The organism is Candidatus Pelagibacter sp. HIMB1542 (assembly GCF_052047835.1).
Lineage (GTDB): Bacteria > Pseudomonadota > Alphaproteobacteria > Pelagibacterales > Pelagibacteraceae > Pelagibacter.
Genome location: NZ_JBNAJB010000001.1, coordinates 658,482 through 672,634, shown reverse-complemented (window position 1 = coordinate 672,634; position 14,153 = coordinate 658,482). Strand labels below are relative to the sequence as shown.

Sequence of the window (14,153 nt, the reverse complement as noted above, 5' to 3'; positions counted from 1 at the left end):
AATTACAAATAAAAAAAATAGCCCTAACAATTAAGGGCTATCAAAAAAAAATGGAGAGGGAAGTTATTTTTTTTTAAAACTGTTCAGATTCAGTAGATCCAGCCATTGCTGTTGTCGAGCTTTGGCCACTACTAATAGTATTTGATACTGCATCAAAATAAGATGTTCCAACTTCTCTTTGATGTTTAACGCTAGTATAGCCATCTTTTTCTCTAGCAAATTCTTGTTGTTGAATTCTAGAATATGCAGCCATACCTTCTTTTCTATATTTCTCAGCAAGCTCAAAAATTGCAATGTTTTGAGTATGAAAACCAGCAAGAGTAATGAACTGGAATTTGTAACCCATTTTAGCAATTTCTTGTTGGAATGAAGCAATTTCATCATCACTTAAATGCTTTTTCCAATTGAATGATGGAGAACAATTGTAAGCTAACAGTTTTCCAGGAAATTTCTCATGAATTGCATCTGCAAATCTTTTGGCTTCAGCTAAATTAGGAGTAGCTGTTTCACACCAAATTAAATCAGCATACGGTGCATAAGCTAAACCTCTAGAGATAGCTTGTTCAATTCCATCTTTAACATAATGAAATCCTTCTGGAGATCTTTCACCAGTTAAAAATGGTTTATCATTTTCATCAAAATCATTTGTAATAAGTTTTGCTGCATTAGCATCAGTTCTTGCTAATATAATTAAAGGAACTTCTGCAATATCAGCAGCTAATCTTGCAGCTTTTAAGTTTTTGACCATTGTACCAGTTGGAACAAGAACTTTTCCACCCATATGACCACATTTTTTTTCACTAGCTAATTGGTCTTCAAAGTGAACACCTGCAGCACCAGCTCTTATAAATTTTTTAGTTAATTCAAATACATTTAATGGTCCACCAAAACCTGCTTCACCATCAGCTATAATTGGAAGCATATAATCAACTTTTTCTTCAGGTTTCATGTCACCATCTTGCATTTCCATATGCTGAATTTGATCTGCTCTAATTAAAGAGTTGTTCATAGACTCAACTAACTTAGGAGCACTATCATAAGGATATAAAGATTGATCTGGATACATCTCTCCAGCAGTATTAGCATCCGCTGCAACTTGCCAACCACTTAGATATATTGCTTTTAAACCTGCTTTTGCATGCTGAACAGCTTGGTTACCTGACAAAGAACCAAGTGTATTAACATAAGCTTCTGTATTTAATAATTTCCAAAGTTTTTCAGATTGATTTTTGCAAAGTGAGTACTCTATTTTTATAGAACCTCTTAATCTCTCTACTTCTTCATCAGTGTAGTCTCGTTTGATACCTGCGAACCTTTTTAACTCGTAAGAGATTTTTTCAGCACTCATTGTTTTTAATCCTTTGTTGAAGAAAATTGAAAAAGTTGAATTAGTTACTATCGTTTAAAGCTTCGATTAGTTCACTCATTCCACTTGAACCCCAATCACAATGATCGTCCCTCATGTAAATTCCTTTACTATGATGGTGATCTAAATCCTCTTTTTTAATGATTTGGGCCTCATTTTCTGTGTTTTTTAAGTTTTTATCCATACGAGTCATATATTTTACAAAATTTACAAAATCTATAAAAAACGTTAAAAAGCTTTGTAAATAGGGAAAAAATATTGTAAAAATAAATTTACAAAATTTACAAATAGTAAAATGAGTCAAATAGATCTTAAAATAGGGCCAAAAATAAGAGCTTTTAGAAGACAACTTGGGCTACAAGCCAATAAATTAGCTGAAGATTTAAGCATTTCTCCTAGTTATTTAAACTTAATTGAAAGCGGTAAAAGAAAAATAGATGGCGATTTACTCTTAAATGTTTGTGAAAAACTAAACATCCAATTATCGGATCTTACATCTAAAACAGATATTAATCTTCAAAACACAATTTCAGAAATTTTAGATGATAGTTTATTTGAAGACTTAGATATTTTAGGTCCTGAAGTAAAAGATTTAGTGAGCACTAACCCAAAGATTGGAAAAGCAATCGTTAGACTGGGAGATATTCTTAAAAAAAAAGATCATGAATTAATAAGTAAGATTGAAAAAATTTCAGGAAAAATTGTAGATAATAGAAAAAATTCTTTTCCTGGAGAAGTGGTAGTTGATTTTTTTCAAGAGAATAAAAATTATTTTCCAAAGCTAGAAGAGTTTGCAAATAAAGTTTTTAATAAAATTCAAAAAAATAATCGAACAAGATATTTATCTCTGTGTGATTATTTACTGTCAGAATATTCAATAACTGTAAAAGATGTTATTCCGGATGAGGGTAAACCATTTTCAAAAATCTATAACAAAAGTAAAAAGGAGTTATTACTAAGTGATTATAGTTCTTTAGAAACAAAAAAATTACATGCTGCCTCTCAAATTGCACAACTGGGTGCAATTAAAGATGTTGAATATTATTTAACTAAGTTTAGTTTTCCATCAGAAGAATCGAAAAAACTTACTAAAGTTGCTTTGTTAAATTATTGTGGTGCTGCAATCTTGATGCCATACAAACTATTTCATTCTGAATGTAAAAAATTAAAATATGATTTAGAACTATTGCAAAATACATTTGCAACTTCATTTGAACAAGTAGCTCATAGAGTTACATGTTTGCAAGATCCAAAACTACCAGGTATTCCATTTCATTTTTTAAGAGTTGATATGGCTGGAAATATTTCAAAGAGATTTTCTTTATCTGGAATTGATATACCAAGATATGGTGGAGCATGTCCAAGATGGAATGTTTATACAGCATTCACTACTCCTGGAGTTTTACATACAGCAGTTAGCAAAATGAATAATGGTGAAAAATATGTTTGTATTGCAAAAACTGTGGAAAAAGGAATTGGAAGATTTGGACAATCTAAAAATGTATTATCGATTGGTTTGGGTTGTGAAGCAAAATATGCAAAAGATTTTATTTATACTGAAAATATGAACATTAATGATAAATCAACGGAAATTCCTATTGGTGTTTCATGTAGAACCTGTGACAGATTAGATTGTTCACAAAGAGCATTTCCACCACTACATAAAAAATTTGATGTTGATTTAAATAGTCGTGGGGTTTCTGTTTATGTCAGTGACGACAAATCTTAAACTATGATTAAATATATTTTACCTGCCATAATAATTTTTCTGATCGTATTATTTTGGGAAAAAATAACTGATTTTGTTGAGAAAAAGTTCAATATTAAGCTTAATTATATCGTTGTTAGTTCTATAGTTGCTGCAATAGCAATTATCCTTTTGCTCCTTAATTACTAGGATTTATGAACAGTATTGATTTATCTACTTATAAATTAGATGAAGCTGACGGTGTTTTTACTTATAAAAATGAAAATACAACACTAGGCTTTGTTAGATTTAATGAAAAGGGAGAGGTGGAGTACATTTTCGTTAATCCAATTTTTAGAAAAAAAGGAATAGCAACAAAATTATTACAGCTAGTTAAACAAAAAACAGGAAAAGAAATAATTCTTCAAGAACCAATTAGTCCTTTAGGATCAAAACTATTAAATTCATTAAACAAATGGAAATAAATTTACTATTTTTCATCACAGTTGTGCCAGCAATAATTTTATATGGTATTGCAAAATCAGGTTTGGGTGGATCGATGACATTAATATCTATTCCATTAATGACCATCGTAATGCCTTTGAACCAAGCACTAGGAATAATTTTACCAATTTTAATATTTTCTGATTTTATTGCAGTTTATAAATATAGAAAAGAATATGACTTAGGAACTTTAAAGTTAATGGTTCCATTTGCTGCTGCTGGAATAATAATTGCATCTTTCACGTTCACATATTTTTCTGAAGATTTATTGAAATTTATGATTGGTTTAATGGGATTTATTTTTGCAGGTCATTATTTTTTTTTTAAAAAAGATAAAGAAGCCAAATCGCAAAAAAATTCTATCAAAGGAAGCATTTGTTCTGTCATAGCTGGCTTTACAAGTTTTTGTGTCCATGCAGGAGGAACACCTGTAAGTGTTTACATGCTTCCTTTAAGGATGCAGAAAGAAATTTATGTAGGAACAAGAATTATATTTTTTACTTTTGTTAATCTAATAAAGCTTCCTTTATATATTAACCTTTCAATGACAAATTTAGTAACTTTTAAACAATCAGTATTTTTATTTCCAATTGCTTTTATAGGAATACTAATTGGTTATCGATTAATTAAAATTATAAACGAAAAATTATTTTATAATATTTTATATATTTTAATTTTTATAAGTAGTTCAAAACTTTTATATGATTATTTAATATGAAAAAAAAATTTAATCCCAGAATAAAAGCAAGAATAAGAAAAAATAAACAAGTACTTAATAAAAAAATTGATAATTTTTTTGGTTGGGTAAAAGGTGCTAAACTTGTTGAGCTTAAAGAATGTAATGTAGAAGAAGATCCAGTTCGACCAGAGTTAGATAATAAATTTAGAACAGGATTTGGAAGAAAAATTTATGGGGTTGAGTATCAAGGCGAAATTCATGCTGTTATGTGTTTTGCTTACACCAATCAAATTCCCAAAAGTGTCGATGAACTTGAAAAATTAAGTACTGATGCTTTTTTGCAAAGTGCGATGAGAGATCAAAAAGGTGGACAAATCGCTATTGCTTATACTGTTTGGTCAAAAAAAAAAGGTGGAGGAAAGTTAATTGTAAAAGAAGTGTTTAAAAAGATAAAAAAATCTAATCATTTAAATAGATTAGTAACACTTTCACCTTTAACAGAGATGGCAACGAATTTTCATGAAAGAAATGGAGCAAAATTAGTTCAAATTAATGAAACAACACAAAATTTTGAATATAAAATCATTTAACCATGAGGATAAAAAAACAATTAATTCTTCTATTTTGTACTTTCTTTCTTTTACCGTATTCTATTGTCATGGCTAATGAAGAAGCAAAGTATGAAGTAGTTGATAAAAATGAAATTTATGAGATCAGAAAATATTCTGATCGTTTAGCAGTTGAAACCTCTAGAGCTGGAATAGATAGTAATTTTAGAAAATTATTTAATTATATTTCTGGAAGAAATGATGCTCAAGAAAAGATAGCAATGACTACTCCGGTTACTCAAGTCGAAAAAAATGGAAATATGACTATGCAGTTTTATTTACCTTCAAAGTTTAATTCAGATAACGTACCCAACCCAAGTAGAGATGATGTAAGAATAGTAAATATTGAAGGAGGATATTATGCTGTGCTTAGATATTCTGGTCGAGCGTCTGATGGAAATTTCATAAAGCACAAAGAAATCCTAGAAAAAGAGTTAAACAAAAATAATATTTCAATTATAAGTCCACCTATTAGAGCTACATATGATAGCCCCTTTACCCTTCCAATGAATAGAAGGAATGAGGCAATGTATAAAGTGGAGTTTAATTCATGAAGTCAAAATTTAAAGCAATGGTGTTATCTTGTATGGACCCAAGATTTCAACATTTAGTTCACAATCATTTAAAGAAAAAAAAATTAACTGGTAAGTACAGTGCTTTTACAATTGCTGGTGCTGCAGTAGGGGTCACACACAATAAATTTAAAAAATGGCATAATACTTTTTATGATAATCTTGGAACTTCAATACAGCTTCATAAAATAGAAAAGCTTATTGTTATAAATCACAAAGATTGTGGTGCTGCAAAAATTGCTAATGGAAAAAAAGAATTTACACCAGCAAATGAAAAAAAAATACACCAAGACTCATTTAATAAACTTAAAAAAGAAATTAAAAAAAGATTTCCAAAACTTAAAGTAGAATTAAATGTAATTGCTTTAGATAGTAAAATTATAAAATTTTAATTATTGATTTCTAATCAAAGGGTAAACTTTTGGATTTAGATATTTTAAATTTGTTAACATAATCAATATCAATGTTACAAATCCGATTGAAAAACCTAAGTAGATTAAAACTTTAAAATCAAACATCCATACAAGTTCAAAGATATTTTCCATAATAAATTTAGAACCAATTACTGCAAAAAATATTGCAATCAGTATGACTGATTTAAATATAATGATAAATTCTATTAATGATGAGAGGATTATTTCTTTTTTTGAAAAGCCTAGAATTTTAAACACTAAGTTTTGATACTCTTTAACTTTACCTTGAACCATAATTGCACTTGAAATAACAATTAAACCAATCACAATAGTTACAGCTGATATTAGAGTAACTGCAATGAATACTTTATTTAAAACAGCTGTTACTTTTGTCAGATAATCTGCAATTTTAATCATAGACAAGCTGGGCATAACTTCCAGCATTTCAGTTTCATCAAATTTATCAGAGTTAAATTTTGCTGTTGCTAAATATTCATGAGGAATATTTTGAGCGAACTGAGGATTAAATAGCATTGCAAAGTTTATACTTAAATCTCGATAATCAACTTCTCTAAAATTAATCACTTCACCATCTATTTCTCTTCCATATATATTTAGAGTAAAAATATCTCCTAATTGAATATTAAAATCTCTTGCAACTTTAGCATCTAAAGATATCTGAAGTTGATTGGGTTTATTCAAATCCCACCATTTTCCAGCAACTAATGGATTATCTTCAGGAACATCTTCAACCCATGAGGATCTTCTCTCACTTCCTATTACCCAATAACTATCATTATCAGGTTTAATATAAGTATTTGGATTAATGCCATTAATTTTTGTAATGCCAGATGAGACCATAGGAACCACTTCAATATCTGCATCCGGATCCATCTTTAATATCCCTTGTTCAAATTTTTCACGCTCTCCTTTTTGAATTCCTACAAAGAAATAATCAGGTGCAATATCAGGAATTGATTTAGCAATTTCTCTTTGAAAATTTGTTCCAACTAACGCCAATGTTAAAAGTAAAGTAACTCCCAACCCTAAAGACATTATAGTAATTGGAGTGATACTTTTAGTTTGAGTGATATTTTTAATTGATACCTTTAATGAGATATTGGAGCTTGATTTAAATTTTTTAAGAAAAAATATAATTATTCTTGAAAGAAAGAAAAACACAATTAAACACACAAAAAATGCAGCAAAATAACCAAGACTGTAAGTCGGTTGCTCTGAACCAACTGTAAATAATAAAACTAAAATAGAGAGTAAAATAAAACTTAAAACAACAGACTTTTTTGAATAATAAAATTGTAGGTTTTGAAAAACATTTCTAAATAAATTAGATGCTTTTACTTGGTCAATTGAACTTATTGTTGGGATAGAAAATATTACAAGTACCAACAAACCTACTAAAAATATTTTAATAAAATTAACTATAGAAAATACTGGATAAACATTTAATCCAAGTCCATCTGATAAGTATTTATCAGCTATAGGGACTATTAAAAAACTAGATCCATAGGAAACAACTGTGATTACAAACAACAAAATTAATAATTGAAGATAATAAAGTGTCTTTATATTTCCTGAGTAAAATCCAACTGCTTTTCTAACAGCAATTGACATATTGTTTTGGTTAATAAAAGAGAGAAGGGTGTTTGCAATACCAATTCCAGCAATCAACATCGCACTGATTGAAACAAGTGATAAAAATTGTGAAAAATTGTTGATTATTCTCTTTATTCCACTTGCTGAATTTTCGGGATAACGAAGCTTTACTTTTTGATCATCTTTAAAGATATCTTCAATTCGTTTTTCTAACTCTTCAGGGTTATCTCCTTCATTAAATTTTACTTTATATTCGTAGTTTAAAAAGCTTCCAATCCCGTTTAGTTTTAATATCTCTAATGTTTGCTTTCCTGCGAGTGCCCAATCACCAAAAGCAACAAATCCACTTACATCTGGTACTGATTTTATAATTCCAATAACTGTAAAGTTTTGGTCTTGAACTTTAACTTGTTCATTAAGTTTTATATTTAGTGTTTTTGACAAACTTTCATTAATTAAAATAGTGTTTGGTTCCTTTTGCATTCGCTCATATGCACCTTCAGGCTCAAATACTACTTCGCCGTATAACGGGTATTTTTCATCAACTGTTTTAATTCTAGTAAATAAAGATTTATTTTTTTCTCTTCCAGTTGTTGAAAGCATAGTGCTGAACTCAATCATTTGAGATACAGTTGCAAATTCTTTTACCTGATTAACTAGTTCTAGATTTCCTTGGTTACGATTGTAATCAATTTCTAAATCACCACCTAATAAGGCTTTTGCATTATCGTTCAGTTCTTTTTTAAGACTATCTTCAATAGTAAAAATAGCACTTAATATAAAGAGACTGATAAATAGAGTAACAATAATACTTGAGATTTTGTGATAGTTTCTGCTTAAATCCTTTAAAGCATATTTAAAAATCAAACTAAATTCAGATCGATTATTTAATTTTTCCATCTTTTATTTTGATTTTTCTTTTTGCTTTGTTTGCAAGTTTTGGATCGTGCGTTACCATGATTAAGGAAGACCCTTCCTCTTTTACATATTTAAATAGAATATCTGAAATCATTAATGAGTTTTCAGTATCCAAGTTTCCAGTAGGTTCATCAGCTAGGATTAATTCAGGCTTCATTGCTATAGCTCTTGCAATTGCAACTCTTTGCTGTTCACCACCAGATAACTGACTAGGTAAATTATTAAATCGGTGCTTTAAACCAAATCTATCTAACAAATTTTTTGCCTCACTCTCAGGATTTTTAAAATTATTTAATTCTAATGTTAAAGCAACGTTTTCAACTGCTGTGTAGTTTGGAATTAAATAGAAAGATTGAAATATAATTCCAATATTCTTCTTTCTAATCTCTGAAACTTCATCTTCATTTAAACCTGTTATTTCTTGATCTTGAAAAACAATTTTACCTGAAGTTGGTTTTTCTAGTCCTCCAACCAACATTATTAAACTAGTTTTACCAGATCCACTTTCACCTACGACAGAAACTGTCTCTTTTTGCTTAATGGTTAGATCAATATTCTTTAAAACACTGATACTTTCTTTACCAGTTTGGTATTTGAGATTTATTTTTTTTAATTTAAGAAGATCATTCATGAATAAAAGTTTATTTATAAAAATTTTGATGATCTTTCTAGTGCACATAAACGCTTTCGCAATAGAAAAGGTTGTCTTATTTGGCGATAGTTTGATGGCTGGATATGGTTTACCTAAAGAACATCATTTATCTGTAGTATTAGAAGATAATTTTAAAAAAGATGGTTTAAATATAAAGATAATTAATGGCAGTGTTTCTGGAAGCACATCTTCAGGAGGATTAAATATTGCTGAATGGAGTTTATCAGAACCTGGTATTGACTTAATCATTTTAGGTTTAGGCGCCAATGATATGTTGAGAGGAATAAAACCAGAGGAAACTGAGAAGAATTTAGAAGAAATTATAAAGATAGCTAATAATAAAAAAATCAAAATAGTAATTGCAGGCATGGTTGCTCCAACCACACATGGTGCTGAATACAAAAAAAGGTTTGATGCAATCTATCCAAAACTATCAAAAAAATATAACTTACCCTTGATCCCATTTTTACTTGAGGGAGTTGCACTCAATCCAAATTTAAATCAACAAGATGGAATTCACCCAAATAAAGAAGGAACAATTAAAGTAAGTGAAACTATTAAAAAAAGTATTATTAATATTTTAAATTAAATGAATAAATTTTTATATAATCTTAAAGAAAGCAGAATTTTCCAATTTGTTGTTATTTCAATTATCATATTAAATGCAATTACAATTGGAGTTAACACTTATGAATTAAGTGATCTTACCAGACAAGCAATTAACTATTTAGATTATTCAATTACTATATTTTTTGTAATCGAAATTATAATTAGATTTGTTGGAGAGCCTAAAAAACTACACTTTTTTAAAAGTGGATGGAATGTATTTGATACTTTAATTGTTTTAATTTCATTAATTCCTATACCTAATAATTCTAGCTTCTTACTTTTAAGATTATTAAGAGTATTTAGAGTATTAAGAATTATTTCAGTTGTTCCAGAATTAAAAAAAATCATTGAAGCGCTGCTTACTTCCGTCAAAAGAGTGTTTTATGTTGGATTATTATTGTTTATCATTCTTTATATATACGCAACTATAGGCTCAATTTTATTTAGCACAGATATTCCTGAAAGATGGAGCGACGTTGGAGTTGCTATGATTACGTTGTTTCAGGTTTTAACTCTATCTAGTTGGGAACAAGTAATGCTACCATTACAAGATGTTTACTGGTGGGCTTGGATTTATTTTTTCAGCTTTATAATTATATGCGGAATTACAATGCTTAATTTGTTGATTGCGATATTAGTGGACGTAGTAATCAATCAGAAAAAGTTATAAGACTTTTTAATGAAAAGATTTGTTGTAGTTTTAAGTTTTATTTGTTTTGGTTATGCCAATGCACAGAATACAAATATTACCATAGATAGAAATTTAAATCTTTCATGTGCATTTGAAAAAGTAATTTTAAAAAATCCAGATCATAACTTTGAAACGTTCACAAAAGATCAAATTAAGAGAGATGATATTAATAAATTAGTAATAGAGTCTAAATCACCAAATCTATTAAACATTAAAAATTTATCTAATTTTATTGATAAAATTGAACTAGACGTAAAAATTTCTAATAAAGATATCGTTTTAATTCAAGCTCTTGATGAAAATAAAAATTATTCAGAATCAGCTGTTTTAACTTTTAAAACAGGAGAACTTATTCACGAAATAACAAAAAATATTAATCAAAAAGAAAAAGAAAAGGAAAAAGAAATTTTATTTTACAACTGCAAGAATAAAAATCAAAATACTTGATGATTTTAACCAAATAATTCTAGGAATATTATCAATTTATATAAATAATAAACTACAGAAAGTGCTATAGAAACTTTCACAACTCTTGGCCAAAACCAATTTTTATTATTACTTGCACTTCTCCACATCGCAACAGTAATTATTAATGTATAAATCAACAGTATTGCTAACTCTATTACGAGTATTGTTGCGTAAAAATTATTAATATTAGAAAAAATTTGTTTAATAATTAACTCAGGATTTTGATTATAATTTATAAGAGATTTATCAATTGAATCTAAAGCAAAAAAAAATGTTACAAAAATTATTAAGCTAAATATTAACTGGTATAGGGTTCCATAAACCCAGAATGTTTTACCAAGTCCGTAGTCACCTTTAATCAAATTTTTTAAAAAATTCATTGATCTTCTATAGTCCTAAAAATCACTAAAAAATAAACAAAATATTTAAATCTATTAAGCAATAAACAGATTTTTTGATAAATAAATATTTTTTTTTCCATATAATAATTTAAAGTGAAATAATCATTTCATGAAAAAAGTACTAATTACATTATTTTGTTTAAATTTTATTTTTTCTTCAGCTATTGCTGACTCTCTTGGAAATCTTAGAACAGTAAATCATTATCTATCAAATGGATATAATTTAGAGAGTACAATTTTAATAAATGATCAAAAAATATTGTATAATCTTAAAAATAATGGTTCGTCAAAAATGCAATTTGAACCTAAGTTAATTACTTGTATTTATAATATAAAAAAAGAAACAACGAATTGTTACAAACCTTAAGAATTTTCATCTTAATAAATTTATAAATTCATTTTGAAGTTGTAAAAATATGATCAAATTGTTTTAAGAATAAAGACTCTATTATTCATATTTGTTAATATTTAATTATGAAAAAGTCATTTATAGTAATTTTAATTTTATTACTTTCACAATTGCAATCTTTTGCAAATGATCGAGACATAAGGCTAAATCAATTATTTAATGAGCTCAAAGTTAATAAAGCAAAAGTAGCATCTATTGTTGAACAGGAAATTTGGTCTTTATGGAGTACTCATCCAACTGATGAAAAGCTGACTGCTCGTTTAGAAGAAGGTTCAATGTTTGTTAGAAACCAACAGCCAAAAAGAGCAAGAGAAATATTTACTGAAGTAATAAATCTTGATGAAAATTGGGCTGAAGCTTGGAATAAGAGAGCAACTGTTCTTTATATGTTAGGAGAATATCAAAAATCACAAGATGATATTGATAAAGTCTTAGAATTAGAGCCAAGACATTTTGGTGCTTTAGCAGGACAAGGTTTAGTGAACATTCAATTAAAAAATTTTGAAAAAGCAATTAGAAGCTACAAACAAGCACAAGAGATTTATCCGTCCATGCGATCTCCAGAAATCATGATAAAACAAATCGAAGATTTGATGAAAGAACAAACAATTTAAAATGTGTGGAAGATACGTTGTTAAAAATCCAGTTACTAAAACTAGTTCTCTAGTTAAATCTGCAATTCAGGTTGAAGATAGTGAAAACTATAATGCTCATCCTTATCAAAAACTTCCAGTTATAAAAAAATATAAAAATGGAAATACCTTAGAATCTTTGAAATGGGGTTTGGTTCCAAGCTGGGCTAAAGATAAAGATTTTAAAGCTCTGATTAATGCACGACTTGAGACCATAGATGAAAAGGTTTCATTTAAAAAATTGATAAAAAATAATCGATGTGTTGCAGTTGCGGATGGATTTTATGAATGGAAGAGGGAAGAGAAAGAAAAAACTCCTCATTATTTTACCCGTAAAGACACCAACACCATCTATTTTGCTGGAATATTTGAAGATGATCAGTTTTGTTTAATTACAGAAGAAGCAAAAGAAAATATTAAGGAAATTCATCACCGACAACCAGTTATTCTTAATCAAGCGGATGTTAATAGATATTTAAATTTAGAATTACAAGGATCAGCGTTTCTAAATGAACGTAAATCACCAGATCTTATATTTCATGAAGTTTCAAAAGATGTAAATAAGCCTACTAATAACAGCGCTTCTTTAATTCAAAAATTATAAATCTATTTTCTTTTATTTTTTTTAAACTTAAAGTTTTTAGGTCTTTTTCTATTTTTAAATTTTCTTTTATTATCTTTGTTTTCAAATTTTTTGAATTTTTTCTTTTTACTTAATTTATTGTTAGAAAATTTATTCTTAAATTTCTTTTTAAATTTATTTTTTTTATTAAATTTCTTATTCTTTTGATTGTTTGGTCTTGCTTCTTCTTTAACTTTAAAGTCAGGATCAATTAATTTTTGTATAGATCTCCACATACCTCTGTCGTTGTTTGTTAAAAAAGTTAAAGCAGAACCATCTTTTCCAGCACGACCAGTTCTACCTATTCTGTGAATATAATCTTCTGGAACTTGTGGAAGATCGTAATTGATTACGTGTTTTATAACTGGAATATCTAATCCTCTTGCTGCAACATCTGTTGCAATTAAAATCCTACTATTACCATTTCTAAATCCTCTAATAACTCTGTCTCTTTTACTTTGTCTAAGATTTCCATGAATGGCATCAGCTTTATGGCCATCATATTTTAATCTTTTTACAATTTTATCAGCACCATGTTTAGTTTTAACAAAAACTAAAATAGATCCACTTCTTTCAACTAATTGATTAATCAACTCATGATATTTCTTGTCTGATGTGATTTGAAAAGTTTCTTGTTTAATTTTTTCAATTGGAGTTGATAAAGATCCAACAGACACCCTTTCAGGATTGTTAAGATACTTTTGAGAAATTTTTAAAATGTTTTCAGGTAAAGTTGCAGAAAACAATAATGTTTGATGATCTTTTGGAATAAATTTTAAAATTACTTCTATTTGAGGAGTAAATCCCATATCTAACATTCGATCTGTTTCATCTAGGACTAGGTAATTAACTCTAGATAAGTTCAAACTTTTTCGTTCTATGTGATCGTTAATTCGTCCAGGGGTTCCAACTATAATTCTTGCTCCTTTTTTTAATTGTCTAAGTTGTTTTTGCATACTTTCACCACCAATTAAAAGAGCATTACCAATTCCTATTTCTCTCACATTAAGTTTTAGAACGGTTTCCATTACCTGAGTTGCAAGTTCTCTTGTTGGACAAATTATTAATGCCATTGCCTGCTTATTTTTTAAAAGCTTATTCAGCATTGGAATTGTAAATGCTAATGTTTTACCGGTACCGGTTTGAGCAGTTCCTAAAACATCTTTTCCTTCTAAGCTAATTGGTATTGATTGACTTTGAATAGGGGTTGGAGTTTTAAATTCAGCTAATTCAATTGATCTTTTTAATTTATTTTCAATGTTTAGATCAGAGAAGTTCATTATGTCGGGATTGGTATAAATTTTTAAG

Annotated in this window: 18 protein-coding genes; 12 read left to right on the top strand and 6 right to left on the bottom strand. The window is 28.2% G+C overall.

Features of this window, described 5'->3' with window-relative positions; translation table 11 throughout:
* Positions 1-73 precede the first annotated feature (73 nt).
* On the bottom strand, positions 74-1,348 hold the full coding sequence (gene aceA / locus ACTTBI_RS03705; RefSeq protein WP_440652597.1) for an isocitrate lyase: 1,275 nt from the start codon (positions 1,346-1,348) through the stop codon (positions 74-76).
* Positions 1,349-1,388: 40 nt separating this feature from the next.
* Positions 1,389-1,550 (bottom strand): hypothetical protein, encoded by a 162-nt coding sequence (locus ACTTBI_RS03700; protein ID WP_440614544.1) that lies wholly within the window; start codon positions 1,548-1,550, stop codon positions 1,389-1,391.
* Between the two features lie 111 nt (positions 1,551-1,661).
* Between ACTTBI_RS03700 and ACTTBI_RS03695 the strand changes: the two genes are divergently transcribed.
* The 6 genes from ACTTBI_RS03695 (at position 1,662) to ACTTBI_RS03670 (ending at position 5,808) form a co-directional block, all read left to right on the top strand.
* Positions 1,662-3,095, top strand: a complete 1,434-nt coding sequence (locus ACTTBI_RS03695) for a helix-turn-helix domain-containing protein (RefSeq protein ID WP_440652596.1) — start codon at positions 1,662-1,664, stop codon at positions 3,093-3,095.
* A gap of 173 nt (positions 3,096-3,268) precedes the next feature.
* The gene (locus tag ACTTBI_RS03690; RefSeq protein ID WP_440614542.1) at positions 3,269-3,538 is read left to right on the top strand and encodes a GNAT family N-acetyltransferase; all 270 of its coding nucleotides are present in this window, start codon (positions 3,269-3,271) and stop codon (positions 3,536-3,538) included.
* The gene (locus ACTTBI_RS03685; RefSeq protein WP_440652595.1) at positions 3,529-4,275 is read left to right on the top strand and encodes a sulfite exporter TauE/SafE family protein; all 747 of its coding nucleotides are present in this window, start codon (positions 3,529-3,531) and stop codon (positions 4,273-4,275) included. Before ACTTBI_RS03690 ends, ACTTBI_RS03685 begins: the two co-directional genes overlap by 10 nt.
* Complete coding sequence (locus tag ACTTBI_RS03680) at positions 4,272-4,826, top strand: hypothetical protein (RefSeq protein WP_440652594.1); 555 nt, start codon at positions 4,272-4,274, stop codon at positions 4,824-4,826. Before ACTTBI_RS03685 ends, ACTTBI_RS03680 begins: the two co-directional genes overlap by 4 nt.
* 68 nt (positions 4,827-4,894) lie before the next feature.
* A complete protein-coding gene (locus ACTTBI_RS03675) occupies positions 4,895-5,398 on the top strand; it encodes an SOUL family heme-binding protein (protein ID WP_440614539.1) in 504 nt (167 codons plus the stop codon).
* A complete protein-coding gene (locus tag ACTTBI_RS03670) occupies positions 5,395-5,808 on the top strand; it encodes a carbonic anhydrase (RefSeq protein WP_440652592.1) in 414 nt (137 codons plus the stop codon). The genes ACTTBI_RS03675 and ACTTBI_RS03670 overlap by 4 nt, the downstream gene beginning before the upstream one ends.
* Here the strand turns inward: ACTTBI_RS03670 and ACTTBI_RS03665 are convergent, their stop codons facing one another.
* The gene (locus ACTTBI_RS03665) at positions 5,809-8,343 is read right to left on the bottom strand and encodes an ABC transporter permease (protein WP_440652591.1); all 2,535 of its coding nucleotides are present in this window, start codon (positions 8,341-8,343) and stop codon (positions 5,809-5,811) included.
* Positions 8,327-8,992 (bottom strand): ABC transporter ATP-binding protein, encoded by a 666-nt coding sequence (locus ACTTBI_RS03660; protein ID WP_440614536.1) that lies wholly within the window; start codon positions 8,990-8,992, stop codon positions 8,327-8,329. Before ACTTBI_RS03660 ends, ACTTBI_RS03665 begins: the two co-directional genes overlap by 17 nt.
* Between ACTTBI_RS03660 and ACTTBI_RS03655 the strand changes: the two genes are divergently transcribed.
* Genes ACTTBI_RS03655 through ACTTBI_RS03645 form a run of 3 tightly spaced genes read left to right on the top strand, consistent with a single transcriptional unit; the run spans position 8,991 to position 10,760 of the window.
* Positions 8,991-9,602, top strand: a complete 612-nt coding sequence (locus ACTTBI_RS03655; RefSeq protein WP_440647666.1) for an arylesterase — start codon at positions 8,991-8,993, stop codon at positions 9,600-9,602. The two genes, ACTTBI_RS03660 and ACTTBI_RS03655, sit on opposite strands and share 2 nt — an antisense overlap.
* Positions 9,603-10,292: an ion transporter gene (locus tag ACTTBI_RS03650; RefSeq protein WP_440647664.1), complete on the top strand. Its 690-nt coding sequence runs from the start codon at positions 9,603-9,605 to the stop codon at positions 10,290-10,292.
* A gap of 9 nt (positions 10,293-10,301) precedes the next feature.
* A complete protein-coding gene (locus tag ACTTBI_RS03645; RefSeq protein ID WP_440652590.1) occupies positions 10,302-10,760 on the top strand; it encodes a hypothetical protein in 459 nt (152 codons plus the stop codon).
* Between the two features lie 5 nt (positions 10,761-10,765).
* On the opposite strand, the gene ACTTBI_RS03640 is transcribed toward ACTTBI_RS03645, so the two are convergent.
* A complete protein-coding gene (locus tag ACTTBI_RS03640; RefSeq protein ID WP_440652588.1) occupies positions 10,766-11,161 on the bottom strand; it encodes a hypothetical protein in 396 nt (131 codons plus the stop codon).
* A 130-nt stretch (positions 11,162-11,291) separates the two neighbouring features.
* Between ACTTBI_RS03640 and ACTTBI_RS03635 the strand changes: the two genes are divergently transcribed.
* The 3 genes from ACTTBI_RS03635 to ACTTBI_RS03625 all read left to right on the top strand — a co-directional run bounded on the left by ACTTBI_RS03635 (position 11,292) and on the right by ACTTBI_RS03625 (position 12,827).
* Positions 11,292-11,549 (top strand): hypothetical protein, encoded by a 258-nt coding sequence (locus ACTTBI_RS03635; RefSeq protein WP_262589412.1) that lies wholly within the window; start codon positions 11,292-11,294, stop codon positions 11,547-11,549.
* Between the two features lie 107 nt (positions 11,550-11,656).
* Entirely contained in the window at positions 11,657-12,205 is a 549-nt protein-coding gene (locus tag ACTTBI_RS03630) for a tetratricopeptide repeat protein (RefSeq protein WP_440647658.1), read from the top strand.
* A gap of 1 nt (position 12,206) precedes the next feature.
* The gene (locus ACTTBI_RS03625; RefSeq protein ID WP_440618575.1) at positions 12,207-12,827 is read left to right on the top strand and encodes an SOS response-associated peptidase; all 621 of its coding nucleotides are present in this window, start codon (positions 12,207-12,209) and stop codon (positions 12,825-12,827) included.
* 2 nt (positions 12,828-12,829) lie between these two features.
* Here ACTTBI_RS03625 and ACTTBI_RS03620 read toward each other — a convergent pair whose 3' ends face one another.
* The gene (locus tag ACTTBI_RS03620; protein WP_440652587.1) at positions 12,830-14,125 is read right to left on the bottom strand and encodes a DEAD/DEAH box helicase; all 1,296 of its coding nucleotides are present in this window, start codon (positions 14,123-14,125) and stop codon (positions 12,830-12,832) included.
* Positions 14,126-14,153: the final 28 nt, after the last annotated feature.

Bases quoted from the DNA above. Each gene is read 5' to 3' on its own strand.
- aceA (WP_440652597.1), bottom strand. From the start codon at position 1,348: ATGAGTGCTGAAAAAATCTCTTACGAGTTAAAAAGGTTCGCAGGTATC.
- ACTTBI_RS03700 (WP_440614544.1), bottom strand. From the start codon at position 1,550: ATGGATAAAAACTTAAAAAACACAGAAAATGAGGCCCAAATCATTAAA.
- ACTTBI_RS03695 (WP_440652596.1), top strand. From the start codon at position 1,662: ATGAGTCAAATAGATCTTAAAATAGGGCCAAAAATAAGAGCTTTTAGA.
- ACTTBI_RS03690 (WP_440614542.1), top strand. From the start codon at position 3,269: ATGAACAGTATTGATTTATCTACTTATAAATTAGATGAAGCTGACGGT.
- ACTTBI_RS03685 (WP_440652595.1), top strand. From the start codon at position 3,529: ATGGAAATAAATTTACTATTTTTCATCACAGTTGTGCCAGCAATAATT.
- ACTTBI_RS03680 (WP_440652594.1), top strand. From the start codon at position 4,272: ATGAAAAAAAAATTTAATCCCAGAATAAAAGCAAGAATAAGAAAAAAT.
- ACTTBI_RS03675 (WP_440614539.1), top strand. From the start codon at position 4,895: ATGGCTAATGAAGAAGCAAAGTATGAAGTAGTTGATAAAAATGAAATT.
- ACTTBI_RS03670 (WP_440652592.1), top strand. From the start codon at position 5,395: ATGAAGTCAAAATTTAAAGCAATGGTGTTATCTTGTATGGACCCAAGA.
- ACTTBI_RS03665 (WP_440652591.1), bottom strand. From the start codon at position 8,343: ATGGAAAAATTAAATAATCGATCTGAATTTAGTTTGATTTTTAAATAT.
- ACTTBI_RS03655 (WP_440647666.1), top strand. From the start codon at position 8,991: ATGAATAAAAGTTTATTTATAAAAATTTTGATGATCTTTCTAGTGCAC.
- ACTTBI_RS03660 (WP_440614536.1), bottom strand. From the start codon at position 8,992: ATGAATGATCTTCTTAAATTAAAAAAAATAAATCTCAAATACCAAACT.
- ACTTBI_RS03650 (WP_440647664.1), top strand. From the start codon at position 9,603: ATGAATAAATTTTTATATAATCTTAAAGAAAGCAGAATTTTCCAATTT.
- ACTTBI_RS03645 (WP_440652590.1), top strand. From the start codon at position 10,302: ATGAAAAGATTTGTTGTAGTTTTAAGTTTTATTTGTTTTGGTTATGCC.
- ACTTBI_RS03640 (WP_440652588.1), bottom strand. From the start codon at position 11,161: ATGAATTTTTTAAAAAATTTGATTAAAGGTGACTACGGACTTGGTAAA.
- ACTTBI_RS03635 (WP_262589412.1), top strand. From the start codon at position 11,292: ATGAAAAAAGTACTAATTACATTATTTTGTTTAAATTTTATTTTTTCT.
- ACTTBI_RS03630 (WP_440647658.1), top strand. From the start codon at position 11,657: ATGAAAAAGTCATTTATAGTAATTTTAATTTTATTACTTTCACAATTG.
- ACTTBI_RS03625 (WP_440618575.1), top strand. From the start codon at position 12,207: ATGTGTGGAAGATACGTTGTTAAAAATCCAGTTACTAAAACTAGTTCT.
- ACTTBI_RS03620 (WP_440652587.1), bottom strand. From the start codon at position 14,125: ATGAACTTCTCTGATCTAAACATTGAAAATAAATTAAAAAGATCAATT.